The sequence below is a fragment of the Pararhizobium sp. genome (assembly GCF_035497515.1).
Lineage (GTDB): Bacteria > Pseudomonadota > Alphaproteobacteria > Rhizobiales > Rhizobiaceae > Pararhizobium.
Genome location: NZ_DATJDJ010000165.1, coordinates 39,678 through 63,936, shown reverse-complemented (window position 1 = coordinate 63,936; position 24,259 = coordinate 39,678). Strand labels below are relative to the sequence as shown.

Annotated in this window: 26 protein-coding genes; 15 read left to right on the top strand and 11 right to left on the bottom strand. The window is 61.8% G+C overall.

The genetic code is table 11. The features are described from left to right. Positions 1 to 170: 170 nt before the first annotated feature. From VL202_RS16745 to VL202_RS16695, 11 genes are all read left to right on the top strand, one after another. On the top strand, positions 171 to 935 hold the full coding sequence (locus VL202_RS16745) for a 3-hydroxyacyl-CoA dehydrogenase (protein WP_325465218.1): 765 nt from the start codon (positions 171 to 173) through the stop codon (positions 933 to 935). A 21-nt stretch (positions 936 to 956) separates the two neighbouring features. After that, positions 957 to 2,144, top strand: coding sequence for an acetyl-CoA C-acyltransferase (locus VL202_RS16740; protein ID WP_325465217.1), 1,188 nt, complete (start codon positions 957 to 959; stop codon positions 2,142 to 2,144). Positions 2,145 to 2,167: 23 nt separating this feature from the next. Further along, positions 2,168 to 3,295: an acyl-CoA dehydrogenase family protein gene (locus VL202_RS16735; protein WP_325465216.1), complete on the top strand. Its 1,128-nt coding sequence runs from the start codon at positions 2,168 to 2,170 to the stop codon at positions 3,293 to 3,295. Positions 3,296 to 3,360: 65 nt separating this feature from the next. Beyond that, positions 3,361 to 4,593 carry a thiamine pyrophosphate-dependent enzyme gene (locus VL202_RS16730; RefSeq protein ID WP_325465215.1) on the top strand — a complete coding sequence of 411 codons (1,233 nt, stop codon included), beginning with the start codon at positions 3,361 to 3,363 and terminating at the stop codon, positions 4,591 to 4,593. 1 nt (position 4,594) lies between these two features. After that, positions 4,595 to 5,608 (top strand): alpha-ketoacid dehydrogenase subunit beta, encoded by a 1,014-nt coding sequence (locus tag VL202_RS16725; protein WP_325465214.1) that lies wholly within the window; start codon positions 4,595 to 4,597, stop codon positions 5,606 to 5,608. A gap of 2 nt (positions 5,609 to 5,610) precedes the next feature. Next, a complete protein-coding gene (locus VL202_RS16720; RefSeq protein WP_325465213.1) occupies positions 5,611 to 6,912 on the top strand; it encodes a dihydrolipoamide acetyltransferase family protein in 1,302 nt (433 codons plus the stop codon). 4 nt (positions 6,913 to 6,916) lie between these two features. Then, complete coding sequence (gene lpdA, locus VL202_RS16715; RefSeq protein ID WP_325465212.1) at positions 6,917 to 8,308, top strand: dihydrolipoyl dehydrogenase; 1,392 nt, start codon at positions 6,917 to 6,919, stop codon at positions 8,306 to 8,308. Further along, positions 8,292 to 9,401, top strand: a complete 1,110-nt coding sequence (locus tag VL202_RS16710) for an enoyl-CoA hydratase/isomerase family protein (RefSeq protein WP_325465211.1) — start codon at positions 8,292 to 8,294, stop codon at positions 9,399 to 9,401. Before lpdA ends, VL202_RS16710 begins: the two co-directional genes overlap by 17 nt. Then, a complete protein-coding gene (gene mmsB / locus VL202_RS16705; RefSeq protein WP_325465210.1) occupies positions 9,398 to 10,288 on the top strand; it encodes a 3-hydroxyisobutyrate dehydrogenase in 891 nt (296 codons plus the stop codon). Before VL202_RS16710 ends, mmsB begins: the two co-directional genes overlap by 4 nt. 32 nt (positions 10,289 to 10,320) lie before the next feature. Further along, complete coding sequence (locus tag VL202_RS16700; RefSeq protein ID WP_325465209.1) at positions 10,321 to 11,091, top strand: enoyl-CoA hydratase; 771 nt, start codon at positions 10,321 to 10,323, stop codon at positions 11,089 to 11,091. A gap of 81 nt (positions 11,092 to 11,172) precedes the next feature. Further along, the gene (locus VL202_RS16695) at positions 11,173 to 11,955 is read left to right on the top strand and encodes an SDR family NAD(P)-dependent oxidoreductase (protein ID WP_325465208.1); all 783 of its coding nucleotides are present in this window, start codon (positions 11,173 to 11,175) and stop codon (positions 11,953 to 11,955) included. A 98-nt stretch (positions 11,956 to 12,053) separates the two neighbouring features. Here VL202_RS16695 and VL202_RS16690 read toward each other — a convergent pair whose 3' ends face one another. The 3 genes from VL202_RS16690 to VL202_RS16680 are packed head-to-tail and all read right to left on the bottom strand — an operon-like array spanning position 12,054 to position 15,330. Next, positions 12,054 to 12,698: an Isoquinoline 1-oxidoreductase subunit gene (locus VL202_RS16690; RefSeq protein WP_325465207.1), complete on the bottom strand. Its 645-nt coding sequence runs from the start codon at positions 12,696 to 12,698 to the stop codon at positions 12,054 to 12,056. 10 nt (positions 12,699 to 12,708) lie between these two features. After that, complete coding sequence (locus VL202_RS16685) at positions 12,709 to 14,868, bottom strand: xanthine dehydrogenase family protein molybdopterin-binding subunit (protein WP_325465206.1); 2,160 nt, start codon at positions 14,866 to 14,868, stop codon at positions 12,709 to 12,711. A gap of 3 nt (positions 14,869 to 14,871) precedes the next feature. Continuing rightward, positions 14,872 to 15,330: a (2Fe-2S)-binding protein gene (locus VL202_RS16680; protein ID WP_325465205.1), complete on the bottom strand. Its 459-nt coding sequence runs from the start codon at positions 15,328 to 15,330 to the stop codon at positions 14,872 to 14,874. A gap of 305 nt (positions 15,331 to 15,635) precedes the next feature. Between VL202_RS16680 and recX the strand changes: the two genes are divergently transcribed. Further along, positions 15,636 to 16,214, top strand: coding sequence for a recombination regulator RecX (recX, locus tag VL202_RS16675; protein WP_325465204.1), 579 nt, complete (start codon positions 15,636 to 15,638; stop codon positions 16,212 to 16,214). 65 nt (positions 16,215 to 16,279) lie between these two features. Further along, the gene (locus VL202_RS16670) at positions 16,280 to 16,483 is read left to right on the top strand and encodes a hypothetical protein (RefSeq protein WP_325465203.1); all 204 of its coding nucleotides are present in this window, start codon (positions 16,280 to 16,282) and stop codon (positions 16,481 to 16,483) included. 14 nt (positions 16,484 to 16,497) lie between these two features. Here the strand turns inward: VL202_RS16670 and VL202_RS16665 are convergent, their stop codons facing one another. The 3 genes from VL202_RS16665 to VL202_RS16655 form a co-directional block, all read right to left on the bottom strand. After that, positions 16,498 to 17,028 (bottom strand): hypothetical protein, encoded by a 531-nt coding sequence (locus tag VL202_RS16665; RefSeq protein WP_325465202.1) that lies wholly within the window; start codon positions 17,026 to 17,028, stop codon positions 16,498 to 16,500. Positions 17,029 to 17,160: 132 nt separating this feature from the next. Continuing rightward, the gene (locus VL202_RS16660) at positions 17,161 to 18,330 is read right to left on the bottom strand and encodes an adenylate/guanylate cyclase domain-containing protein (protein WP_325465237.1); all 1,170 of its coding nucleotides are present in this window, start codon (positions 18,328 to 18,330) and stop codon (positions 17,161 to 17,163) included. Between the two features lie 232 nt (positions 18,331 to 18,562). Beyond that, positions 18,563 to 19,603 (bottom strand): glutamine synthetase beta-grasp domain-containing protein, encoded by a 1,041-nt coding sequence (locus tag VL202_RS16655; protein WP_325465201.1) that lies wholly within the window; start codon positions 19,601 to 19,603, stop codon positions 18,563 to 18,565. 495 nt (positions 19,604 to 20,098) lie between these two features. Here VL202_RS16655 and VL202_RS16650 point away from each other — a divergent pair, with 495 nt between their 5' ends. Next, the gene (locus VL202_RS16650; RefSeq protein WP_325465200.1) at positions 20,099 to 20,290 is read left to right on the top strand and encodes a DUF2735 domain-containing protein; all 192 of its coding nucleotides are present in this window, start codon (positions 20,099 to 20,101) and stop codon (positions 20,288 to 20,290) included. 373 nt (positions 20,291 to 20,663) lie between these two features. After that, on the top strand, positions 20,664 to 20,798 hold the full coding sequence (locus VL202_RS16645) for a hypothetical protein (protein ID WP_325465199.1): 135 nt from the start codon (positions 20,664 to 20,666) through the stop codon (positions 20,796 to 20,798). 196 nt (positions 20,799 to 20,994) lie between these two features. Here VL202_RS16645 and VL202_RS16640 read toward each other — a convergent pair whose 3' ends face one another. The 5 genes from VL202_RS16640 to rhaI all read right to left on the bottom strand — a co-directional run bounded on the left by VL202_RS16640 (position 20,995) and on the right by rhaI (position 24,249). Then, positions 20,995 to 21,384 carry a DUF930 domain-containing protein gene (locus VL202_RS16640; RefSeq protein WP_325465198.1) on the bottom strand — a complete coding sequence of 130 codons (390 nt, stop codon included), beginning with the start codon at positions 21,382 to 21,384 and terminating at the stop codon, positions 20,995 to 20,997. A gap of 132 nt (positions 21,385 to 21,516) precedes the next feature. After that, a complete protein-coding gene (locus tag VL202_RS16635; RefSeq protein WP_325465197.1) occupies positions 21,517 to 21,978 on the bottom strand; it encodes a YbaK/EbsC family protein in 462 nt (153 codons plus the stop codon). Between the two features lie 40 nt (positions 21,979 to 22,018). Next, positions 22,019 to 22,207 carry a hypothetical protein gene (locus VL202_RS16630; RefSeq protein ID WP_325465196.1) on the bottom strand — a complete coding sequence of 63 codons (189 nt, stop codon included), beginning with the start codon at positions 22,205 to 22,207 and terminating at the stop codon, positions 22,019 to 22,021. 166 nt (positions 22,208 to 22,373) lie between these two features. Beyond that, positions 22,374 to 22,628, bottom strand: coding sequence for a GlsB/YeaQ/YmgE family stress response membrane protein (locus tag VL202_RS16625; RefSeq protein ID WP_325465195.1), 255 nt, complete (start codon positions 22,626 to 22,628; stop codon positions 22,374 to 22,376). 328 nt (positions 22,629 to 22,956) lie between these two features. After that, positions 22,957 to 24,249: an L-rhamnose catabolism isomerase gene (gene rhaI / locus VL202_RS16620; RefSeq protein WP_325465194.1), complete on the bottom strand. Its 1,293-nt coding sequence runs from the start codon at positions 24,247 to 24,249 to the stop codon at positions 22,957 to 22,959. Positions 24,250 to 24,259: the final 10 nt, after the last annotated feature.

Sequence of the window (24,259 nt, the reverse complement as noted above, 5' to 3'; positions counted from 1 at the left end):
GGCCGAAAAGGAAGGACACTTCCGTCATCGCTTGCAATAGCGCGTCGGCGTAGAGTTCGGCAAGGTGGCATGGCTGAGGAGCGCATGCCCTTGCGATGAAGCGCGGCACGGGAGGGCTGCAGGATGGATCGAAATTCGGCACCCGGATGTTGTGGCGGGGCGACCGCCCCATGATCATTTCCGGAAAGGTCATTGTCGTTACCGGCGGCGGCTCTGGGCTTGGTGCTGCCGTTGCCCGGATGCTGGTCGAAGCCGGTGCGCGCGTCGTCGTCGCCGATGTCAACGAGGAGGCCGGCGACGGCGTCGCCGAAAGCCTCGGGAATGCCCGTTTCATCCGGACCGACGTGACCAGCGAGGCCGATGGCCAGGCGGCCGTCGATATGGCTTTGACAGCCTTCGGCCATCTGCACGGCTTGGTGAATTGCGCCGGCATCGCGCCGGGTGAAAAGATATTGGGACGCGACGGCCCGCATCGGCTGGAGAATTTTGCCCGCGCGGTCGGCATCAATCTTGTCGGCACATTCAACATGATCCGGCTTGCGGCGGCGGCAATCCAGAACGAGGAGCCGGACAGCGACGGCGAGCGCGGCGTCATCGTCAACACCGCGTCGGTCGCCGCTTTCGACGGACAGATCGGCCAGGCAGCCTATGCCGCTTCCAAGGGCGGCGTCGTCGGCATGACGCTGCCGATTGCCCGCGAGCTTGCCCGCTATGGCATCCGCGTCGTTTCCATCGCGCCGGGCATTTTCCAAACACCGATGATGGCGGGCATGCCGCAGGAGGTGCAGGATGCGCTCGGCAAAAGCGTGCCGTTTCCGCCGCGCCTTGGCCGCCCCGGTGAATTTGCCGCATTGGTGCGCCATATCTGTGAGAACAGCATGCTGAACGGCGAGGTGATCCGCCTGGATGGTGCCCTGCGCATGGCGCCGCGTTGAGATGGGTTCCGGGAGGTTTGAATGACAGCGTTTGATCCCATCGTCATCGTCGGTTCGGCGCGCACCGCCATGGGCGGATTCCAGGGCGATTTGCAAGGTGCCACCGCGCCGGAACTCGGAGCCGCCGCCATCCGCGCAGCACTTGAGCGCAGCGGCGTTGCGCCTGACATGGTCGAGGAAGTCGTGTTCGGCTGTGTCCTGCCGGCCGGGCAGGGGCAGGCGCCGGCACGGCAGGCGGCTATCGGCGCCGGCCTGCCGTTTGCGACAGGTGCCAGCACCGTCAACAAGATGTGCGGCTCGGGCATGAAGGCGACGATGCTGGCCCACGACCTCATTCTTGCCGGCAGCGCCAGCATCGCCGTCGCCGGCGGCATGGAAAGCATGAGCAACGCGCCCTATCTGCTGGATCGGGCCCGCGGCGGATACCGGCTCGGCCATGGCCGCGTCATCGACCACATGTTCCTCGACGGGCTGGAGGATGCCTATGACAAGGGGCGGTTGATGGGAACGTTCGCCGAGGATTGCGCCGAGGCCTACCAGTTCACCCGGCCTGCGCAGGACGATTTTGCCGTGACCTCGCTGACCCGCGCCAAGAAGGCGATCGAGGATGGATCGTTTGACAGTGAAATCACGCCGGTGACTGTGAAGGCCGGACGAACCGAACAGATTGTCAGCCGTGACGAGCAGCCGGGCAAGGCAAGGCTTGAAAAGATCCCGACCCTGAAACCTGCCTTCCGCGAAAACGGCACGGTGACGGCCGCCAATGCCAGCTCGATTTCCGATGGCGCGGCGGCGCTGGTGCTGATGCGCCGCTCCGAGGCTGACCGCCGAGGCCTGATGCCGCTTGCCACGATTGCAGGCCATTCCACCCATGCGCAGGCGCCCAATCTCTTTGCGACGGCCCCGATCGGGGCGCTGAAAAAACTCAGCGAACGCACCGGCTGGAACCTGAAGGATGTCGACCTGTTCGAGATCAACGAGGCCTTCGCTGTCGTCGCCATGGCGGCCATGCGCGATCTCGACCTGCCGCATGACAAGGTGAACGTCCACGGCGGCGCCTGCGCGCTCGGTCACCCCATTGGCGCATCCGGAGCCCGCGTCATCGTCACATTGCTGGCAGCCCTTGAACGCTATGATCTAAGGCGCGGCATGGCCGCGCTCTGCATCGGCGGCGGCGAGGCTACCGCCATCGCAGTCGAGCGGCATTGATCGGGCTGGGAGGAGACCGATAGATGATCCTGTCCGAACAACAGATGCTGATCCGCGACATGGCCCGCGATTTTTCCCGTGAGCGTCTCGTGCCGGGGGCGGCCGAGCGCGACGTCTCGCACGCTTTTCCGAAGGACGAACTGAAGGAAATGGGCAAACTCGGTTTTCTCGGCATGCTGGTGCCGGAGGCCTATGGCGGCTCGGAGACTGGCACCGTCGCCTATGCCGTGGCACTGGAGGAGATCGCCGCCGGCGACGGCCCCTGTTCGACGATCATGAGCGTGCACAGTTCTGTCGGCTGCGTGCCAATCCTGAAATTCGGTACCGAGGAGCAGAAGCAGCGGTTTCTGCCGAAACTGGCCTCCGGCGAATGGATCGGCGGTTTTGCGCTGACCGAGCCGCAAGCTGGTTCCGACGCCTCAAACCTGCGCACCCGCGCCCGCCGCGATGGCGATCATTATGTGCTCGACGGCGCCAAGCAGTTCATCACTTCCGGCAAGAACGGCAACGTCATCATCGTCTTCGCCGTTACAGATCCCGATGCCGGCAAGAAGGGCATCACCGCCTTCATCGTGCCGACGGACACGCCGGGCTACGAGGTTATCCGCGTCGAACACAAGCTCGGCCTGCATTCCTCCGACACCTGCCAGATCGCCTTTACCGACATGCGCATTCCGGCCGACCTGCGGCTGGGTGCCGAGGGCGAGGGCTACAGGATCGCGCTCGCTAATCTCGAAGGCGGCCGCATCGGTATCGCCTCGCAATCGGTTGGCATGGCGCGGGCGGCGTTCGAGGCGGCACGCGACTATGCCCGCGAACGCATCGCTTTCGGAAAGCCGATCATCGAGCACCAGGCCGTCGCCTTTCGCCTTGCCGACATGGCGACGCAGATCACGGTGGCGCGGCAGATGGTGCTGCATGCGGCCGAGCTGAAGGACGCTGGCGAACCCTGCCTGACGGAAGCGTCGATGGCAAAACTGTTTGCCTCGGAAATGGCGGAGAAAGTCTGCTCGGACGCGATCCAGATCCATGGCGGCTATGGCTATCTGTCCGATTTTCCGGTCGAGCGCATCTACCGCGATGTCCGCATCTGCCAGATTTATGAAGGTACAAGCGACGTGCAGCGTATCGTCATTGCGCGTAGTTTATGAGAAAAAACGCCCTATTTCCGGGAGGAGACTGGAAAGCAGGGCGAAAACGGGAGGAAGAACGAGGCATGACCGAGTTCCCGCAATTGAGTCTTCATGTTCCCGAACCGGCTGTCCGGCCCGGCGGCATGCCGGATTTTTCCAACGTCAACATAGCCAAGGCCGGCTCCGTGCCGCGCCCGGAGGTCGATGCCGCGTCGGAGGACATCCGCGACCTTGCCTATTCGATCATCCGCGTGCTGAACCGCGACGGCGAAGCGGTCGGCCCCTGGGCCGGATTGCTATCGGATGAGGAACTGCTGACCGGCCTGCGCAACATGATGAAGCTCCGGGCCTTCGATGCCCGCATGCTGATGGCGCAGCGGCAGGGCAAGACGTCCTTCTACATGCAGCACCTGGGCGAGGAAGCCGTCAGCTGCGCCTTCCGAAAGGCGCTCAAGAAGGGTGACATGAATTTCCCGACCTATCGTCAGGCCGGTCTGCTGATTGCCGACGATTATCCGATGGTCGAGATGATGAACCAGATCTTCTCGAACGAGAAAGACCCGCTGCGCGGCCGGCAATTGCCGATCATGTATTCTTCCAAGGAGCACGGTTTCTTTACGATCTCCGGCAATCTCGCCACGCAATATGTGCAGGCGGTCGGCTGGGCCATGGCGTCGGCCATCAAGAACGACACCAGGATCGCCGCCGCGTGGATCGGCGATGGCTCGACCGCGGAATCCGATTTCCACTCGGCATTGGTGTTTGCCTCGACCTACAAGGCGCCGGTCATCCTCAACATCGTCAACAACCAGTGGGCAATCTCGACCTTCCAGGGCATTGCGCGCGGCGGCTCCGGCACGTTCGCCGCTCGCGGTCTCGGCTTTGGCATCCCGGCGCTCAGGGTCGATGGCAACGACTATCTCGCCGTCTACGCCGTTTCCCTCTGGGCGACCGAGCGCGCCCGGCGCAATCTCGGTCCGACCCTCATAGAATACGTCACTTACCGGGTCGGGGGCCATTCCTCGTCCGACGATCCGAGCGCCTATCGCCCGAAGACCGAGTCCGAGGCCTGGCCGCTCGGCGATCCCGTCCTGCGCCTGAAGAAGCACCTGATCGTCCGAGGCGTCTGGTCGGAGGAACGCCATGTGCAGGCGGAATCGGAAATCCTCGACGAGGTAATCCAGGCGCAGAAACAGGCGGAGGCGCACGGCACCCTGCATGCCGGCGGAAAGCCCTCGGTGCGGGATATCTTCGAGGGCGTCTATGCCGAGATGCCCGCGCATATCCGCCGCCAGCGGCAGAAGGCAGGATACTGACATGGCCAGAATGACGATGATCGAGGCCGTGCGCAGCGCCATGGACGTCTCGATGGAGCGCGATGACGACGTTGTCGTGTTCGGCGAGGATGTCGGCTATTTCGGCGGCGTCTTTCGCTGCACCCAGGGACTGCAGGCGAAATACGGCAAGACCCGCTGTTTCGATGCGCCGATCAGCGAGAGCGGCATCGTTGGCACGGCGATCGGCATGGCCGCTTATGGCTTGAAACCCTGCGTCGAGATCCAGTTCGCCGACTACATGTACCCGGCCTATGACCAGATCACCCAGGAAGCCGCTCGCATCCGTTATCGCTCGAACGGTGATTTCACCTGCCCGATCGTGCTGCGCATGCCGACCGGCGGCGGCATTTTTGGTGGGCAGACGCACAGCCAGAGCCCGGAGGCGCTGTTTACCCATGTCTGTGGCCTGAAGGTTGTCGTTCCATCCAATCCCTATGATGCCAAGGGTCTGCTGATTGCCTCGATCGAAGACCCCGATCCGGTCATGTTCCTCGAGCCGAAACGCCTCTACAACGGCCCCTTCGACGGTCATCACGACCGACCGGTGACGCCATGGTCAAAACATGAACTCGGCGAGGTGCCGGAAGGGCATTATAGCATCCCTATCGGCAAGGCCGAAATCCGGCGGTCTGGCTCCGCCGTCACCGTCGTCGCCTATGGCACGATGGTGCATGTGGCGCTGGCTGCTGCGGAAGACATGGGCATCGATGCTGAAGTGATCGATCTGCGCAGCCTGCTGCCGCTCGATCTTGATACGATCGTGGAATCGGTCAGCAAGACCGGCCGCTGTGTCGTCGTGCATGAGGCAACGCTGACCTCGGGATATGGCGCGGAACTCGCGGCACTCGTGCAGGAACATTGCTTCTACCATCTGGAAGCGCCGGTGGTTCGCGTCACCGGCTGGGACACGCCCTATCCGCATGCGCAGGAGTGGGATTATTTCCCCGGACCCGGCCGCGTCGGCCGTGCGCTCGTCGAAGTGATGGAGGGCTGATCATGGGCGAATTCATCATCAAGATGCCGGATGTGGGCGAAGGCGTGGCGGAGGCCGAACTGGTCGAATGGCACTGCAAGGTCGGCGATCCCGTCCGCGAGGACATGATCCTCGCCGCCGTCATGACAGACAAGGCAACCGTCGAAATCCCGTCGCCGGTGAGCGGCACGGTTCTCTGGCTGGGCGCCGAGATCGGCGATACCGTCGCTGTTAGAGCACCGCTGGTGCGGATTGAGGTTGCGGGTGAGGGCGGTGAAATTGATGCGGTCGCGGCGGCGGAAACGGTGACGGCCACTTCCTCTTCTCCCCAGCGGGGAGAAACTGCCCGAAGGGCGGATGAGGGGGTGTTTTCGCCTGCTCTCAGCCAGCCATCCGGCCCTGCGGGGCTCCCCGCTGGGGAGAAGGCAAACCGTGCGGCTCCTGATACGCTCGCAAAGCCGCTGGCCTCACCAGCCGTGCGGCTTAGGGCACAGGATGCCGGCATCGACCTGCGGCAGGTTTCGGGCAGCGGCCCGGCCGGGCGCATCACCCATGACGATCTCGACCAGTTCCTGGCCCACGGCGCGCAGGCGAAATTGGCGCCAACCGGCCTCGCCAGGAAGACCGCGGTCGAGGAGATCAAGGTCACCGGCCTGCGCCGCCGCATCTCGGAAAAGATGGTGCTGGCCACCTCACGCATTCCCCATATCACCTATGTCGAGGAAATCGATGTCACCGATCTGGAGGATCTGCGGGCGACGATGAATGCCGGACGCAAGCCGGACCAGGCCAAGCTGACGATCCTGCCCTTCCTGATGCGGGCCATGGTGAAAACCATCGACGAGCAGCCGGTGGTCAACGCCACATTCGATGACGATGCCGGCACTATCAGCCGCCACGCAGCCGTGCATATCGGCATCGCCACCCAGACGCCGGCCGGGCTGACCGTGCCGGTGGTGCGCCATGCGGAAGCGCGCGGCATCTGGGACTGCGCGGCGGAAGTCGTCCGGCTGGCCGAGGCCGCCCGCACCGGCTCAGCGCTGCGCGAGGAATTGTCCGGCTCGACCATCACCATCACCTCGCTCGGCGCGATGGGCGGCATCGCCACGACGCCGATCATCAACCATCCGGAAGTGGCGATCGTCGGGGTCAACAAGATCATGATCCGGCCGGTCTGGGACGGCAGCCAGTTCATTCCGCGCAAGATGATGAACCTGTCGTCCAGCTTCGATCACCGGGTCGTGGACGGCTGGGATGCGGCAACCTTCGTCCAGCGGATCAAGGCGCTGCTCGAAACCCCAGCGCTGATTTTCATTGAAAGCTGAGCCCATGAAAGAGATCGTCTGCAAACTTCTCGTCATCGGCGCCGGTCCGGGGGGCTATATCTGCGCCATCCGGGCGGGCCAGCTCGGGGTCGATACCGTCATCGTCGAAGCCGTCAAGGCCGGCGGAACCTGCCTCAATATCGGCTGCATCCCTTCCAAGGCGCTGATCCACGCGGCCGAGGAATTCGAGAAGGTCAGCCATATGGCGGCCGCCAAAAGCCCGCTCGGCATCTCCGTCGAGGCGCCGAAACTCGATCTTGCCAGAACTATCGCCTGGAAGGATGGCATCGTTGGCCGGCTGAACAGCGGCGTACTGGGCTTGTTGCGCAAGGCCCGCGTCAAGATCGTCCACGGCAAGGCAAAGTTCCGCGACGGCAAGACCGTCGAGGTCGAGACCGAAACCGGCATGCAGGTCATTCGCGCCGAAACGGTTGTCATCGCCACGGGATCCGAGCCGGTCGAACTACCGTTCCTGCCTTTCGGCGGATCGGTGATCTCCTCGACCGAAGCACTCTCTTTGAAAACCGTGCCGCAAAAGCTGGTGGTGGTCGGCGGTGGCTATATCGGGCTGGAACTGGGCACAGCCTTTGCCAAACTCGGCTCGGCGGTGACCGTGGTCGAAGCGACGCCGCAAATTCTGCCGCAATATGACGCCGAACTGGTCAAGCCGGTGGCCAAGCGGCTGGCCGATCTCGACATCCGCGTCCTGACTGGGGCCAAGGCCAAGGGGCTCTCCGGCGATGCACTGCTGGTCGAGACGGCGGAGAAGACGGAAGAACAGCTTGCCGCCGACAAGATCCTCGTCACCGTTGGCCGGAAACCGCGCACGGAAGGCTGGGGGCTGGCCGAACTGGACCTCGACCGCGCCGGCAAATTCCTGCGCGTCGACGACCGCTGCCGGACATCGATGCGCGGCATCTATGCGATCGGCGATATTACCGGCGAACCGATGCTGGCCCACCGCGCCATGGCGCAGGGCGAGATGGTCGCCGAAATCGTCGCGGCCAGGAAGCGCAGCTGGGACAAGCGCTGCATTCCGGCCGTCTGCTTCACCGATCCGGAAATCGTCACCGCCGGCCTGTCGCCAGACGAGGCGCGGGCTCAAGGATACGAGGTCCGCGTCGGGCAATTCCCCTTCAATGCCAATGGGCGCGCCATGACCATGTTGTCCGAAGAGGGCTTCGTGCGGATTGTCGCGCGCGCCGACAGCAATCTCGTCCTCGGTGTGCAGGCAGTCGGTGCCGGCGTTTCCGAACTGTCCAGCGCCTTTGCCCTGGCGATCGAGATGGGCGCCCGGCTCGAGGATGTCGCAGCCACCATCCATGCCCACCCGACCCGCGGTGAAGGCTTCCAGGAAGCCGCCATGAAGGCACTCGGCCATGCCCTCCATGTCTGATCCGCACCCCGCAGATTTCACGCCCGAAACTCTCATCGAGCGTCAGGGCGCGCTCGGCCGCATCCGGCTCAATCGCCCGAAAGCGCTGAACAGCCTGACTTTGGGCATGGTGCGCGATATCGAGACGGCGCTCGATGACTTCGAATACGACCCCACCATCACAGCTGTTCTCGTCACGGGCGAGGGGGAGCGCGGGCTTTGCGCCGGCGGCGATATCCGCGCCATCCATGACGGCGGAAAAGTCGGCTCCGACGCACCGGAAACCTTCTGGCGCGAGGAATACAGGCTCAACGCCCGGATCGGCCGCTATCCGAAGCCGTATATCGCCATCATGGATGGCATCGTCATGGGCGGCGGCGTCGGCATTTCCGTCTATGGCAGCCACCGGATCGTTACCGAACGCACCCGCTTCGCCATGCCGGAAACGGGCATCGGCTTCTTTCCCGATGTCGGTGCCTCCTGGTTCCTGACCCGGCAGGACAATGAGCTTGGCACCTATATCGCGCTGACCGGCGAGCCGCTTTCTGCGGCGGACACCATCCTCGCCGGTCTTGCTGACAGTTTCGTGCCGTCGGATCACCTGCCGGTTTTTATCAAGGCACTATCCGACCTTTCGTCGGGGAGTTCCACTGATGCCGTATCGGCGATGATCGCGGCCCATTCGGTGGCACCTGAAGAGGGCAAGCTGGCGCAGAACCGGCAGGCCATCGATCGCCTGTTTGCCTTCGATACCGTCGAGCAGATCCTTGAAGCCCTGCGAGAGGACGGCGGCGCCTTCGCTCGGCACTGCCTTGCCGTCCTGTCGGCCAAGTCGCCCCTCAGCCTCACTGTCACATTGCGCCTGCTGCGGCTTGGCCGGCAGTCCCCGAGTCTCAAGGCATGCCTGGAGCGCGAATTCGCGGCGACAGCGGCGGTTCTCGCCAGCCATGATTTCTACGAGGGCGTTCGGGCCGCCGTGATCGACAAGGATCGCAATCCGCAATGGCGCCCAGTGCGGCTTGCCGATGTGACGGAGAACGACGTCGCGGCCTATTTCCAGCCGGTCGCCCGGCCGATCTTCGCCGAAACCAGCAAGCAAGGAGCCATCCCATGACATCCATCGGTTTCATCGGCCTTGGCCATATGGGCGGCCCAATGGCGGCCAATCTGGTCAAGGCCGGGCATGCGGTGACGGGGTTCGATCTCGCCGAACCGTTGCTGGATCAGGCTCGCGAAAACGGGGTTGGTGCCTGCGCGTCATTGGCCGAAGCCGTCGCGGGTGTCGATATCGTCATCACCATGCTGCCCGCCGGCAAACATGTCCTGTCGGTCTGGCAGGAACTGGTCGCTACCGTGCCGTCGGGCACGCTGCTCATCGATTGTTCGACCATTGATATCGACAGCGCCCGCAAGGCGCATGAGATGGCAACCGCAAAGGGGTGCCCGTCGCTTGATGCGCCGGTCTCCGGCGGCACCGGCGGTGCTGCGGCGGGAACGCTGACCTTCATGATCGGTGGGGAGGAACAGGTCTTTACCGATGCCGCGCCGATCTTCCAGGCGATGGGCAAGAAGATCATTCACTGCGGCGGTGCAGCGGCGGGGCAGGCGGCGAAGATCTGCAACAACATGATCCTCGGCATCAGCATGATTGCCGTCGGCGAGGCGTTCGTTCTGGGCGAAAAGCTCGGGCTTTCGCACCAGGCGCTGTTCGACGTCGCCTCGGTGTCGTCGGGCCAGTGCTGGTCGCTCACCACCTATTGCCCGGTTCCCGGACCCGTTGCCACATCGCCGGCCAACAATGATTACAGACCGGGCTTTGCTGGTGCGCTGATGTTGAAAGACCTGAAGCTTTCGCAGGAAGCGGCCCAATCCGCTGGCGCGACCACGCCGCTCGGCGCCAGGGCGGCGGAGCTCTACCAACTGTTCAACGACCTCGGCCATGCCGACACCGATTTTTCCGGTATCATCCATCTCCTCAGGGAAAAATCCGCCGATCGCTGATTGTCCGTTCACTCTTCGCCAAGGACCAAGTCATGGAAAAACCAATCATCGTCGAACAGCAGGACCGCGTCGTCATCGTCACGCTAAACCGCCCTGCCGCTCGCAACGCGCTGAATTCCGAGATCATGAATGCGCTTGCCACTGAACTCGCGCCGCTCGACCGTGATCCCGGCGTCGGTTGCTTCGTGCTGACGGGGTCTGAAAAGGCATTTGCAGCGGGTGCCGATATCAAGGAAATGGCCGACAAGGGATTTACCGACATGTTCAGCGAAGACTTCTTCGCGGCATGGGATAAATTCGCCGCCTTCCGCACGCCAAAAATCGCTGCCGTGTCGGGCTATGCGCTGGGCGGCGGCTGCGAGCTGGCGATGATGTGCGATATGATCTTCGCATCGCAGACCGCGATGTTCGGCCAGCCCGAGATCAAGCTCGGCGTCATGCCCGGCATGGGCGGGTCGCAGCGGCTGACCAAGCTGGTCGGCAAGGCGAAGGCGATGGACATGATCCTGACCGGCCGGATGATGGACGCGACGGAGGCCGAGCGCTGCGGCCTCGTCGCCCGCATCCTGCCCGCCGACACGCTGATGGAGGAAACGCTGGCCGCCGCCCGGACCGTCGCCGGCTATGGCAAGCTCGCGACCATGGCGGCGCGCGAGGCGGTCGACCGGGCGCTGGAAAGCGGCTTGCGCGAGGGCATCCTGTTCGAGCGCCGGATTTTCCACGGCCTGTTTGCGACCGAAGACCAGAAGGAGGGCATGGCTGCTTTCGTCGAGAAGCGGCCGCCGCAATTCCGGGGTAAATAAGCGCGCCCATTTTCGAGTTGCCGGGAATGAACTTTTTGCCGCCTGATGAATTCCGCTTCCTCACAGGGAGAGCGGGATATCATGGAGTTTTCACAAAAAGTGGCACTGGTTACCGGCGGCGGTTCCGGCATCGGCAAAGCGTCCGCGCTTGCGCTGGCGCGAAAGGGTGCTGTTGTCGGCGTGCTCGGGCGGACGAAAGATGAGCTTGGCGAAACGGCAGACGAGATCATCGCCGCCGGCGGCAAGGCGATGACGCTCCTCGCTGATATTTCGCAGGCGGACCAGATGCGCCAGGCCGTCGATCGCCTGATCGGCGCGCATGGACGGCTTGATATCGTCGTCGCCAATGCCGGCATCAATGGTGTCTGGGCGCCGATCGATGACTTGAAGCCGGCGGAATGGGATGAGACGATCGCGGTCAACCTGCGCGGCACTTACCTGACGATCCATCTGACGGTGCCACATCTCAAGGCCGCCGGTGGCGGGTCGATCGTCGTCGTCTCGTCGATCAACGGAACCCGCACATTCACCACGCCGGGCGCGACCGCCTATTCTGCCACAAAGGCGGCGCAGGTGGCGATGGTCCAGCAGCTCGCGCTGGAACTGGCGCGGCATCATATCCGGGTGAATGCCGTCTGCCCCGGCGAGATCGAAACCAATATCGACGCCAATACCCAATTGCGCGGCGAAGAGGAAACCGCCATTCCCGTCGAATGGCCGGCGGGGCAGGTGCCGATTTCCGACGGCAAACCCGGCAAGGGCGCCGACGTGGCCGATGTCGTGGTCTTCCTCACTTCGGATCTTTCGCGTCATGTCACGGGAACGCCGATCTGGGTGGATGGCGGGCAGGGCCTGCTGCGCTGATGGCGCGACATGCCCGCAGCCAGCGGTGACGGTTCATTTGATGACGAAGGGCGCGGCCAATGCCGCGCCCTTCGCATGATGGTCGGATGATATTTCGGTCACTCGCAGGCAGCACCACTTTCGACCCAGGCGGCGATCAGTTCACCGAAAACCGCCTGCGAACCGGGAACGGGTTCGCGCCCGGCGCCCGGTTGCCAGCCCCAGCCGACGAGGCTGTCATGCGCCATGTGCTCGGTGATCTCGGCCAGCGTCTTGCCGCCGTTGCGTTCGGGATCCTTGATCTGACGACAGATTTCTCCGAGCGATTTGCCTTCCCATGCCATCTCGATCGGCGCCAGATGCCAGGCCGGGTCGCCGGGAATGCTTTTCAGCGTTTCGGCCTGGCCGATCACTTCGACATTCTCCTGCCCATGACAGGTGTTGCAGGTCATGCCCGGCATGCCCATGCCGCCATCGCCGCGCGTCACCGGCGGCTGGTGCTTGTGCATAGCCATGGTCTGCAGCGGTCGGTCCGTTGCCGGATGACAGTTGACGCAGCGTGGATGCTGGATGACCTTGCCGGCCTCCTCGAACAGCGCCCAGGAGCGCTGTTTTGCATCAGTGATCGACTGGAACTCCGCCGCCGGCTTCAGCGGTGCGGATTTTTCAGTTTCGGTGTCCTGCGCAACCGAGAACGTGGCCGCGAGGAGCGAGGCGGCGACACCAAGGCTGGCGACGCCGAGAGCGATGATACGGTTCTTCATGATGCAGCCCTCACGATGTCACGACACTGACGATCGGCAAGTGCCGGACCGGACTGCCGGTCAGACGCCGCCAGGCATTGGCGACGGCTGGCCCGACGGGCGGTACCCCCGGTTCCCCCACCCCGCTCGGCTTTTCCGTCGATGTGACGATGGCGACCTCGACCGCCGGCATCTCGTTGATGCGCAGCGAGCGGTAGTCGTGGAAGTTGGACTGCATGATCTTGCCACCCTTGCCGAGCGTCACAGCATCGAAGAGGACGGCGCCGAGGCCATAGCCGATGCCGCCTTCCATCTGCGCCTTGATGACGTTTGGATTGACCGCGATGCCGCAATCCACCGCGCACCAGACCTTGTGCACGCGCGGTGCTCCGTCGTCGCCAAGCGAGAGTTCGACGATCTGGGCGACATAGGTGCCGAAGCTCTTGACAACCGCGACACCGCGTGACCGCCCGTCGGGAACCTTCGATCCCCAATCGGCGATTTCCGCCACCTTCTTCAGGGTGCCGGTATGCCGGGGTTCGTTGGTCAGCAGCGCGAGGCGGCCCTCGACCGGATCCTTGCCAACCTTCTGCAGGAGTTCGTCGACGAAAGTCTCGACGGCAAACCCGGTATGGGTATGGCCGACCGAGCGCCACCAGAGCGGCGGGATGGCCAGTTTGGTATTGTGCGCGGTCACGCGCAGGTTGGGTATCGTATAGGGAAGGTTCGACGCGCCTTCGACCGAGGTCTCGTCGAGATCGGCCTTGCCCATGATCGACTGGCCGACGATGACCTGTTCCCAGGCTGTGATCTTGCCGTCCGCGTCGATCGCGCCGCGCATCTTGTGGGCATACATCGGGCGGTAGAAGCCGCCGCGAATGTCGTCCTCGCGCGTCCACATATGCTTCAGCGGCCGGCTGCCGTCGGTCGCCGCGAACACATCGGCGGCTTCCTGCATGTAGGGTGAGCCAAACTGCGCCTTGCGGCCGAAGCTGCCGCCGGTCAGCTGCGTGTTGACCCGCACCTTGGAGGGATCGAGCCCGACGGCCTTGGCGGCCGTCATCAGGTCCATGGCCGGGAATTGCGCGCCGTTGTAGATATCGAGCGACCCGTCCTCCGCCTTGATGAAGACCGCATCGAGAGGCTCCATCGGGGCATGGGCGAGGAAGGGAAAGACGAGTTCCGCCTCCAGCGTCTGCAAGCCTTCCTGCTTGAAGGCACTGTCGGTGTCCCCATTGTTGGTCGCCTCAAGGCCCTTTTCGGAAAACTGCTTGGCGTAATCCGCCGCCAATTCTTCGCTCGATCTTGTCTCGGCGTTGGACAGATCCCACTCGACCTTCAGGTTGGCCCGACCGCGCAAGGCCGCAAACGTGTTGTCGGCATAGACAGCGACGCCCTGCGGCACCTGCTTGACATCGACCACGCCTATGACCTTGCGTGTTTCGGCGTCGTCGAAGGATTTGACCGTCGCGCCGAAATGATCGGGATGGGCGACGACGGCGACCAGCATGTTGTCGGGAGTGATATCGAGCGTGTAGATCGCCGTGCCATTGGTCTTGCCGACCGTATCGAGCTTCGGCAGTTCCTGTCCGATCAGCACGAATTTCGACGGGTCCTTGAGCGCCGGATTTTCCGGCGGGGTCTGCGCCGCCGCCTTGACGGTCAAGGCGCCGAAGCCGCTCTCCTTGCCGGAACCGGCATGCTTGACGCGGCCCTTCTCGACGGTTATCTCGCCGGCCGGCACGCCCCACTCCTCGGCGGCGGCGGCCACCAGCATGGCACGCGCGGTGGCACCCGCCTTGCGCAATTGCTCGTAGGAATTGGCGATCGAGGTGGAGCCGCCGGTCCCCTGCAGGCCAAAGGCAAGATTGGCATAGACCTTGTCATCGGCGGGGGAATGGACCGCACGCATCTGCGCCCAGTCGGCGTCGAGTTCCTCGGCGACGAGCGTCGCCAGTCCCGTGAATGGTCCCTGGCCCATCTCGATATGCTTGGAGAGCACGGTGACGGTGTCGTCGGTGCCGATCTTGACGAAAGTGTTGAGCGCTGTCAGCGCATCTTCGCCGCCGGCCTTGATGCCGCTCGGAGCGGCAAGCGCGGCCATGTTGCGCGGGACAAGTGCCAGTCCAATGATAAGGCCGCTACCGGCGAGAAACGCACGGCGGGTGCTGGACATCTGTTGCAGTGTCATGGCTCAACCCTCCATCGCATCGGCGGCATTGTGGATCGCCTGCCGGATTCGATGGTAGGTCGCGCATCGACAGAGATTTCCGGTCATGGCGCCGTCGATATCGGCATCGCTCGGCTTCGGCGTGACCTGCAGAAGGGCGACCGCCGACATGATCTGCCCGGATTGACAGTAACCGCATTGCGGCACGTCGATTGCGACCCAGGCCGCCTGGACCGCCTTTGCCTCCGGCCCGTCAATACCCTCGATGGTAATGACCTCGGAACCATCGATCGTCGAGATCGGTGTGATGCAGGAGCGGCGCGTCATGCCATCCAGATGCACGGTGCAGGCGCCGCACTGGGCAACCCCGCAGCCATATTTGGTCCCGGTGAGTTTTTCGAAATCGCGGATCACCCAGAGCAGCGGCGTATCAGGATCTCCGTCGAAAGTGCGTTCTTTTCCATTCAATGTGAAAGTAACCACGATGCGCCCTCACGATTTTCCCGGCGCCGTATGCGGCCGCAGGGGATTTGAAAATTGGATTTCAACTGGATACCGATCAGAAACAGGTAGTTTCGCGGCGTGGTTTTTCCAGTGCCTGGCGGAGATAAATAAGCTGTTCCCCGGAAAGTGGCCGGTAACTTGGTTGGCGGCAGCGAAGGTTGTGTTCGTGTGTGCCTGTGGGCTTCTCGGATGCCGGCGTTTACAGATTGCGCTTGATCTGACGGGGCAGAGCGGTAGGACGGGATATGGTCCATAACCCACAAACCAGAGCATGATGTCAAACCATGACGGCTGATGGAGACAAGCCCGTATTTGCGGATGAGGAGGTGCGATCCGACGTCCCGACCAAGCGCATGATGTCCTGGGCGCGCAACTCGACGATCTATCGTCTGGGGCGCAGGATGATGACCGAAAAGGAACTCTTTGATGCGATCGCCCGCAAGGCGAAGGAGAAGTTCGAAGATATCACCCCGGCACAGGTGAAGGCGACCGCCACCTTTGCCGTCACGTTCGCGCATGAGGTTGGCGGTCTGGACGATGCCGCCTATGCCGGCATCAGGACGCGCAGTGCCGTGCGCAGCGGCAAGTCGAAGCGCGTCATCGCGCAGAAATTGGCGGTCAAGGGTATTGATGCCGAAATCGCGGCCGTCGCGCTGGAGGAAAGCAACGACCTGTTCGCCGCCGTCGTCTTTGCCCGCAAGCGCGGCTTCGGTCCGTTCCGGCGCGGCGATCTCGACGAAAAGCGGAAGATGAAGGAACTCTCGAGTTTTGCCCGGCAGGGATTTTCCTTCGAGACCGGCAAACGGGTCTTTGGCATGAGCCGCGACGAGGCCGAGCAACTAGTCCTGTCAGGACCCGATTAGCCGTTGCTCTTTTGGGAACATAGTCCGGACGTCCGTGTTTTGAAAAAGACACATGGAGATTCGACATGACCATACCTGCTGATCCAATCCCCGGCCCGGATATGCCCGGGGGCATTCCTGCCGTTCCGCCGCTGGAGCGACCGGTGCCGCCGATCGAGGAGCCGGAGCCCGACCGGCTGCCCGACGAAGCACCAATGCCCAATCCCGACGAAAACCCGGACCCGCCGCAGCATGTCGGTCCATTCGACGCAATGCGCGATCTGAGCTAGGTCGGCCGGCGAGGTCAGTGAGGACCGTACCAGATGCAGGTGCCGTCGGAGCCGGAGGCATCGTGCTGGGCGTGGCGGCGCATGTCGCGCCTTGCGGCCAAACGCATCGACGCCTCGAAAAGGCTGCCAAGCTGCGTGAGATCGGGGCCGATAAGACTGTAGGCAGCATCGAACCTGTCCAGATAGGCCTGTTGTTCCCGGGCGTTCATTTCGGGATCCGCGTGCGGCGAAGCGTCATCCGGGCGGATCGGGATCAACGACATGCGTGGACCGACATCCCGGTGAAACCGGGCAAGCATCAAGCCAGCCTTGGCCAGTTGCCGGCGGTAATCCGGACGCGACTCGGTGGCGATGACGAGGCGGAAGGCATTGACGAGCGTGCTCTTGGAGGCGGGCAGGATGTTGACGTCGAGAATATCGTTCCAGATTTCCTCGCGGCGGATGAAGGCAAGGAATTCATCGACGAGGACTTCAGCCTGGTCGAGAACCTCCGCGTCCGAAAGCGAGGCGTTGCTGGAAGTATCGAATGGATGGGCTTGCGCCATGCGGTCTGTCTCCGATGAACTCCTTCAACGCGTGTGATTCCATAAAGTTCAATGCGGCCGATGCGGCGTTTAAAGGATGCAGGCGGAAGGCTGTGAATTCAGCCGCGGCCATTATCGCAGGCCGCACCCGCTTCAGAATGCCAGCACTTCGATCGGTTCGCCCAGTCCGCGCAAGGGATGCAGGCCAAGATGCTCCATACCGGCCTGGCAGCCCGCCATTTCAACGAAAGCGCGCGACAGAAGAACCGGGCGCTTCAGTTCCTTGGTCAGGCTTTCAAGCCGCGAGGCGACGTTGACGGCCGGGCCGATGACCGTGAAGTCGAGACGGTTGCGCGAGCCGATATTGCCGTACATCACATCGCCGACATGGACGCCGATGCCATAGCCGAGCGGCTTGTGGCCCTTCTTGATATTGGCAGCGTTCAGCGCGGTCATCGCGACCTGCGCCTCGCGGATCGCATGGAGCAGATCGGCGCAGGCGGAGGGATTGTTGAGCGGGAAGATCGCCAGCAGGCCGTCGCCCATGAATTTCAGGATCTCTCCGCCATGCTTCTCGATCGGCTCCGACATGGCGTCGAAATAGCCGTTCAGCAGTTCGATGACATCGTCGCGCGGCCAGAGATCGGAAATTCCGGTAAAGTCGCGCAGGTCGCAGATCATGATGGCGGCGCCGACGGTGACGCCGCTGCCGCGCGTGGTGGCACCGGCCAGGATCTGTTCGCTGGCATGCGGGCCGACATAGGTCTCAAGCAAAGTGCGGGCGAGCCGGTTTTTCAGGCGGATTTCGCTGACAAGCGCGAAGGCCGGCAAGAGATCGGCGAGAAACCGCAGGTCATCATCGCTGAAGCCGCCGGGACGGTCGCTGGCAAACGTAATGATGTGCTTCTTGCCCAGCGTGTGCTTGAGTGGCCAGGCGATATAGTCGGTATGCCCTTCAAGGCGCAACTCATCGTAGAGCGGGTAGGCGGGCGACGGTCCGAAAACCGGTTCCAGGTGCTGGCGCACGACAGCGGCACCGCCATGAATATCGCTCGCCGGGCTGTGGCGGAATTGGGCCGTATCCTCGACGCCGTAACCGAACGTGCTGATTTCCGCCTGACGCAAGCCCTTCTTCCAGAGGATTTTGGCGCCCAGCCATTGCGGATGCAGCGTGCGGAAATGCAGCGTCCCGCGCGAGACAGGAACGCCGGCCTGCAGAAGCTTGCCGCACATCTCCACGAAGATATTGTCGATGAAGCGCTCGTCGTTGGTTTCCGTCATCAGCCAGTCGACCAGGCTGCTGCTGCTGTCGACCGACAGCATGTCGGGATCACGGAGGAGGCTGGAAGTGGTGTGGGGGGGAAATTGCATGGCTACACCGCGTTCTCTTCATCTGTCTGCGAGCCGTAAATCTAGTGACGGCGAGACCGGATTACCAGAGTGCAGTGAGCGGAAGTGAAGGCCGAAGGCGACTTTCGTGCACGACGACCGGGGCTGCTGTGCGTGGATAGAATCAGGGCGTCGATCGGGAGCAATCGACGCCATGAGATTTGACTTAAGCGGCGGCGGAAACGCTGCCTGCCGTCGGCACTTCGGCGATCGTCTTCAGGATCTGCGAAGCGATCTGGTAGGGGCAGCCCTGGCTGTTCGGGCGGCGATCTTCCAGGTAACCCTTGTAGTCGTTGCGGACGAACGAGTGCGGAACGCGGATCGAGGCGCCACGGTCGGCAACGCCGTAAGAGAACTTGTTCCACGGAGCGGTTTCGTGCTTGCCGGTCAGGCGCTTGTCATTGTCCGGGCCGTAAACGCCGATGTGGTCCATCAGGTTCTTGTCGAAGGCAGCCATCAGGGCTTCGAAATATTCCTTGCCGCCGACTTCGCGCATGTACCTGGTCGAGAAGTTGGCGTGCATGCCCGAGCCGTTCCAGTCGGTGTCGCCGAGCGGCTTGCAGTGATATTCGATGTCGATGCCGTACTTTTCCGTCAGGCGCTGCAAGAGGTAGCGAGCCATCCAGATTTCGTCGGCGGCGCGCTTCGAGCCCTTGCCGAAAATCTGGAATTCCCACTGGCCCTTGGCCACTTCGGCGTTGATGCCTTCATGGTTGATGCCGGCGGCGAGGCAGAGGTCGAGATGCTCTTCAACGATCTTGCGGGCGACATCGCCAACGTTCGAATAGCCGACGCCGGTGTAGTACGGGCCCTGCGGAGCGGGGTAGCCGGTTTCCGGGAAGCCGAGCGGACGGCCGTTCTTGTAGAAGAAGTATTCCTGTTCGAAGCCGAACCAGGTGCCTTCGTCGTCGAGGATAGTCGCGCGAGCATTGCTGGCGTGCGGCGTGACGCCATCGGGCATCATGACTTCGCACATCACGAGTACACCGTTCGTACGGGCCGGGTCGGGATAGACGGCGACCGGCTTCAGGACGCAATCGGACGAGCGGCCTTCGGCCTGCATCGTCGACGAACCGTCGAAACCCCACAGTGGAAGCTGTTCGAGCGTCGGGAACGCTTCGAATTCCTTGACCTGCGTCTTGCCGCGAAGATTCGGGACCGGGGTGTAACCGTCGAGCCAAATATACTCGAGCTTGAATTTCGTCATTTCTAACCTCTCATGGGTTGATGATGCGGGCCACCGAAAATCCGTATCGTGTCCCGCCGCCAACGGCTGCCATCTTCCATGCATGCGGCGTGCCAGTTTTTACATCCGCGAAGAAACGAGCGATTTTTCAGCCGTTGTGAGCGTGTTTCAGTCTGTGTGTGCGACGCAGGACAAGCTGATGGGGTGGAGATGCGAAGTCACTGGCAAATCTGGAGTTTTTTGGCCGCTTCGCTTCGTTTTTCTTCAATTTCGAAGTCATTTTTTGAAGAAAGGATGCCGTTTTGCGCAAATTTTGCGCAAAATCCGAGACAATGTGACCTGAGTGCAGGCGCACAAAATTTATCGCAAAAATCCCGTTTGCAAGCTCATGCCTAAAAAATAGCCTACTTTTTAGGCGTTGTGATTTTTTTTTAATCAATCCGCGTATTTCTCGCGCAAGTCTGCTATAGTCAAAAAATCGACCCGGTTGGGATCGATCTATAAGGAAAATGGCATATGGCAGTGACTTCAACTGGCGAGACCGCCACGATCTTTCAATTTCCCGCTGGTGGGCGGAAACTGGGCGGCCGTCGTTTCGAGAAGGCAGCAACGGTGTCCGACTTCCAGCCAAAGCCTGTCATGGTCGTTGACTATCACAGCTGGTACCACGACGAAGCCGTTCGCGAAGAACAGAAGCCCAAATCCTGATCTGACCGGCCGGACGGGTTGCTTCGTTGCAGCCTTGTCCATGGCATTTATAACGCATCTGCGCGTTGACTTTTTGTCTGCGCATTGCTGAGGTCGGCACCACGACTTCGGCGCCTGCAGTCAGGCTGCCCAGCCGTTCATGAGCGGCGTTTCCCCTCGACAATCTTCGATCCAAGCGTTCGCCGCCGCCACTGCATAATTCCTTAAATCGAAATTGATTTAAGGAATTATGCAGCAGATCTTAAGTGTTATAGCGACCTTTGCGCGTCATGCTTGACGCGCGGCGCTGTAACGATCTGCGTTGCGATCGCGTCGGTCCCACGCAAGCCAGCGGGCTCATCATCGTTAATGGAGCTTTAACGATGCGCGCGTCATGGGTGACGCATTCTTAATCAATCAGGCGCAAATTAGAGCAGAATCATCCATGCAAGGATCAAAAATCACCATTGGTCCGTTGTGTCATGGGAGGTTTGGCGCAATCGGCAAGGGTGTTGCCGAAGCGGGTTAAATTCACCGCCAGGCAGGTGGCGGAGCCGGATGGCTAAGGGTGTTTCTGTCGGAGCTAAGGATGTTCGACATGACTGACCATATCATGAAGACGCTCTTGAATATCATGGCCGCGCTTTCGCTCGGCTCAGCCATGATCCTGTTCGTCATTCTGTAACAGGGTAAGATAGAAGGCTCTCAGGCCCCAAGCGCCGGTATTACGGATAAAGATAGTGCGCGTCCCATTCCTTATGGGGAATCAGGTCGCCGATCTTGTACTTGAATGACAGCACCTCGATATGGTCCGGACCGGTGCTGCATTTGTATTTCAGCTTGTACCATTCTCCCTTGCTGCGAAAGACCGCGCCGGGCGCCCTGATCTGGTCAGCCTCGACGATAGGGTCCGCAAATGTGTAGGCGATCACCTTGTCCGGCTTGTAAGCCGTCTTGTCCGCGTTGATTTTCCACATGGCTTCGGTATCGCATCGCTGTTCGAGGCGGGTTTGCGGGTCCAGCTTTTTGAATTGCCGCACCAGCGACTGATCCATGGCCGCTGCCGAACCCGCAATCGCGGTCGCCAGCGCGGCCAAGTACACAAGCCTGTTCATTGCGTCGTAAACTCCTTCGTCATGACAGGATGGGAAGAGGCGAGGAATGACCGGTCAGAGGCGCCGCCACCATTTGACGTTAACTTCAAGGCAACCTTTGTGTTCATTAAAAGGCAGGCCCGCCCCTTGTCGCTAAATCTCGGAAACGTCGATCCATTCCGCCGAGGCGAGTGTGGCCATCCGCTCCGGATTGATCCTGACGGCCGCATGCGGCGCGCCGGCGGCCGGCACGACCTCGTCGAAGGCCCTGAGCGAAATGTCGCAATAAATCCTGTGCGGCTTGACCAACCCGAACGGACAGACCCCGCCGACCGGGTGACCCGTCTCTGCCTCGACCTCGTCAAAGCCGAGCATACGCGCCTTCGTGGCGAAGCGCGCCTTGTATTTCTTGTTGTCGAGGCGGGCATCGCCGCGCGTGACGATCAGGATGACATCGTCGGCGACCCGCAGCGCCAGCGTCTTGGCGATCTGCGCCGGTTCGACGCCATGGCCTTCCGCCGCAAGTGCAACCGTCGCGGTGCTTTGCGTGAGTTCGATCACATCGATATCGGGCGCGTGTTCGGCAAAGAAAGTCTTGACGGAAGAAAGGCTCATGAGGTCTCGCGGAATCGGGATGTGGTTGACCGGATTTGTCTCAGTCGTCGTTCGACGCGTCAAGGTTTTCCGGGCGGATCCCTTCCTGATCATGCGGCAGGTAGCCGTGGCTGGTAAACCAGTTGACCAGAATGGCGGCGATCGCCTGTTCGCGCGTGTCTATTTCCGGGTGATCGTTGATGAAGGAATTGAGGGCTTGCTCGATCCGCGGATCGTGGAGGTCAGTCATGATATCTCCCATGAAAAGCAGGGGTGCCCGCCTGTTGAGCGGGCGACAGCGCCGTGCGTCCCATATGACGCATTCAGGTTCGCTGTCGCACTTTATACCTGCTGCATCATTCATCCTTAAACCGATTCCGGTTTAGGCAACGATGCAGCAGTCTGGATGATCTGCGTCAGGCGCGTTTGACGATCCTGATCAGCACCAGCAGGATGACGGCGCCAAGCGTGGCGTGGATGATCGCCCAGAGAATGCCGCCGCCGACGCCGAAGCCGAGACGGGGAAAGAGCGCGCCGGCGATGAAGGCGCCGATGATGCCGATGACGATATTGCCCAGCAGGCCGAAGCCGAAGCCGGAAACGATGACACCGGCAAGCCAGCCGGCAATGGCGCCGATGAGAATAAAGACGAGAATGCTTTCGATACCCATGGATGGTTCCTTTCCGTTGTATCTCCAAGCAAGATAGAGCGGGAAAGTGAAACCGTCAGGGGGTGTTTTTTGCCGAGGACGAAATTTCGTAATGAAATGATGAAAACTTCGCGAGGTATGCCGGACATCTCTGGCAGTCGTCCGCAAATCTGTCTTTCGCCATGGTCGGGCTCGACCCGACCATCCATCAGCCTCTCCGTTCGCTGAAGAGCCCATGGATCCTCGGCTTGAAGGCCGAGGATGACGTGGAGTATGGGGCTGCATTGCCAAAACCAAAGGCCCGTGATCGCTCGCAGGGCCTTTTCCGAAGCTGGCTTGGACGGTGACCTCAGACGATACCGCCGCCGCCGCTCTTCGATGCCGGGCGTTCGCCCGAGACCTTGCCGCGGTACCCGCTCGCCCGGTAAGCCGCGATCGGTGCTATCGCGCCGCCGGCCTCGAAGCGCGACATCGCGAGGATGGGCTCGACATGGGTGCGGAACGCGGCTTTGAGCGTTTCCGTCGCCATCAGGGCGTCATTGCCATCCTGATATTGTTCCAGCGCCTTGCGATCGACCAGCAGGGCCTGCGCATAGGCGCGGCTGACTTCGGTTGCCGAGTTCATCAGGCTTTCGATCGGGTCGGTGACATTGTGGCTCTGGTCGAGCATGTGCATCGGCGCGAAACCGTCCGCTTGCCGTGTCTCCGCATCGACCAGTTCATTGAAGACGAGGAACAGGCGGTAGGGATCGATGGAGCCCGTATCCAGATCGTCGTCGCCATATTTGGAATCGTTGAAATGGAAGCCGCCGAGCTTCTTGAACTGGATCAAGCGGGCAACGATCATCTCGATATTGACGTTCGGCGCATGATGGCCGAGATCGACGAGGCAATGCGCCTTGGGACCGAGTTCCTGGGCGATCAGATAGTTGGTTCCCCAGTCCTGTACCACGGTCGAATAGAAGGCCGGCTCGAACATCTTGTGCTCGGAAAAGATCTTCCAGTCGTCCGGCAGGCCCTTGTAGATCGCCTTCATCGCATCGAGGTATCGCTCGAAGCTCCTGGTGAAATTGCTCTGGCCGGGAAAGTTGGAGCCGTCGCCGATCCAGACGGTGAGCGCGTTGGAGCCCAGAACCTTGCCGATCTCGATACATTCGAGATTGTGGTCGATAGCCTGCTGGCGCGTTGCAGCATTCGCATGGCTGAGCGAGCCGAACTTATAGGAATGCGCCTGATCCGGTGCATCCGAGAAGGTGTTGGAGTTCATCGTGTCGAAGCCGAGACCAAGCGCGTTGCCTTTTTCCCTCAGGCCCTTGAGGTCATCGACCTTGTCCCACGGGATATGCAGCGAGACGGTCGGCGTCGCCTTGGTCAGCTGTTGGATGACCGAGCAATCCTCGATCTTGTCGAAAATGTTGCGCGGCTCGCCGGTGCCGGGAAAACGGGCAAAACGCGTGCCGCCGGTGCCGACGCCCCAGGATGGAACGGCGACACCGTAAGCCGATACTTTTGCCTTGACGGCAGCGATATCGATGCCCCGGCGCGCAAGTTGCGCGCCAAGATGGTCGTAGTCGACCTTGAGGTCAGCAATGCGCTTGGCATTGTCTGCGTCGATGACGTCTCGTGTGATCATCAGTGTCATGTCAGCCTCC

What these genes read in the sequence shown, in the direction of transcription:
- VL202_RS16655 (WP_325465201.1), bottom strand. Translation starts at nt 19,603, where the DNA reads ATGACGAAATTCAAGCTCGAGTATATTTGGCTCGACGGTTACACCCCG.
- VL202_RS16740 (WP_325465217.1), top strand. Translation starts at nt 957, where the DNA reads ATGACAGCGTTTGATCCCATCGTCATCGTCGGTTCGGCGCGCACCGCC.
- VL202_RS16695 (WP_325465208.1), top strand. Translation starts at nt 11,173, where the DNA reads ATGGAGTTTTCACAAAAAGTGGCACTGGTTACCGGCGGCGGTTCCGGC.
- VL202_RS16660 (WP_325465237.1), bottom strand. Translation starts at nt 18,330, where the DNA reads ATGCTGTCGGTCGACAGCAGCAGCAGCCTGGTCGACTGGCTGATGACG.
- VL202_RS16670 (WP_325465203.1), top strand. Translation starts at nt 16,280, where the DNA reads ATGACCATACCTGCTGATCCAATCCCCGGCCCGGATATGCCCGGGGGC.
- lpdA (WP_325465212.1), top strand. Translation starts at nt 6,917, where the DNA reads ATGAAAGAGATCGTCTGCAAACTTCTCGTCATCGGCGCCGGTCCGGGG.
- VL202_RS16640 (WP_325465198.1), bottom strand. Translation starts at nt 21,384, where the DNA reads ATGAACAGGCTTGTGTACTTGGCCGCGCTGGCGACCGCGATTGCGGGT.
- VL202_RS16700 (WP_325465209.1), top strand. Translation starts at nt 10,321, where the DNA reads ATGGAAAAACCAATCATCGTCGAACAGCAGGACCGCGTCGTCATCGTC.
- VL202_RS16720 (WP_325465213.1), top strand. Translation starts at nt 5,611, where the DNA reads ATGGGCGAATTCATCATCAAGATGCCGGATGTGGGCGAAGGCGTGGCG.
- mmsB (WP_325465210.1), top strand. Translation starts at nt 9,398, where the DNA reads ATGACATCCATCGGTTTCATCGGCCTTGGCCATATGGGCGGCCCAATG.
- VL202_RS16685 (WP_325465206.1), bottom strand. Translation starts at nt 14,868, where the DNA reads ATGACACTGCAACAGATGTCCAGCACCCGCCGTGCGTTTCTCGCCGGT.
- VL202_RS16690 (WP_325465207.1), bottom strand. Translation starts at nt 12,698, where the DNA reads ATGAAGAACCGTATCATCGCTCTCGGCGTCGCCAGCCTTGGTGTCGCC.
- recX (WP_325465204.1), top strand. Translation starts at nt 15,636, where the DNA reads ATGACGGCTGATGGAGACAAGCCCGTATTTGCGGATGAGGAGGTGCGA.
- VL202_RS16650 (WP_325465200.1), top strand. Translation starts at nt 20,099, where the DNA reads ATGGCAGTGACTTCAACTGGCGAGACCGCCACGATCTTTCAATTTCCC.
- VL202_RS16710 (WP_325465211.1), top strand. Translation starts at nt 8,292, where the DNA reads ATGCCCTCCATGTCTGATCCGCACCCCGCAGATTTCACGCCCGAAACT.
- VL202_RS16745 (WP_325465218.1), top strand. Translation starts at nt 171, where the DNA reads ATGATCATTTCCGGAAAGGTCATTGTCGTTACCGGCGGCGGCTCTGGG.
- VL202_RS16665 (WP_325465202.1), bottom strand. Translation starts at nt 17,028, where the DNA reads ATGGCGCAAGCCCATCCATTCGATACTTCCAGCAACGCCTCGCTTTCG.
- VL202_RS16725 (WP_325465214.1), top strand. Translation starts at nt 4,595, where the DNA reads ATGGCCAGAATGACGATGATCGAGGCCGTGCGCAGCGCCATGGACGTC.
- VL202_RS16645 (WP_325465199.1), top strand. Translation starts at nt 20,664, where the DNA reads ATGGGTGACGCATTCTTAATCAATCAGGCGCAAATTAGAGCAGAATCA.
- VL202_RS16730 (WP_325465215.1), top strand. Translation starts at nt 3,361, where the DNA reads ATGACCGAGTTCCCGCAATTGAGTCTTCATGTTCCCGAACCGGCTGTC.
- rhaI (WP_325465194.1), bottom strand. Translation starts at nt 24,249, where the DNA reads ATGACACTGATGATCACACGAGACGTCATCGACGCAGACAATGCCAAG.
- VL202_RS16635 (WP_325465197.1), bottom strand. Translation starts at nt 21,978, where the DNA reads ATGAGCCTTTCTTCCGTCAAGACTTTCTTTGCCGAACACGCGCCCGAT.
- VL202_RS16735 (WP_325465216.1), top strand. Translation starts at nt 2,168, where the DNA reads ATGATCCTGTCCGAACAACAGATGCTGATCCGCGACATGGCCCGCGAT.
- VL202_RS16625 (WP_325465195.1), bottom strand. Translation starts at nt 22,628, where the DNA reads ATGGGTATCGAAAGCATTCTCGTCTTTATTCTCATCGGCGCCATTGCC.
- VL202_RS16630 (WP_325465196.1), bottom strand. Translation starts at nt 22,207, where the DNA reads ATGACTGACCTCCACGATCCGCGGATCGAGCAAGCCCTCAATTCCTTC.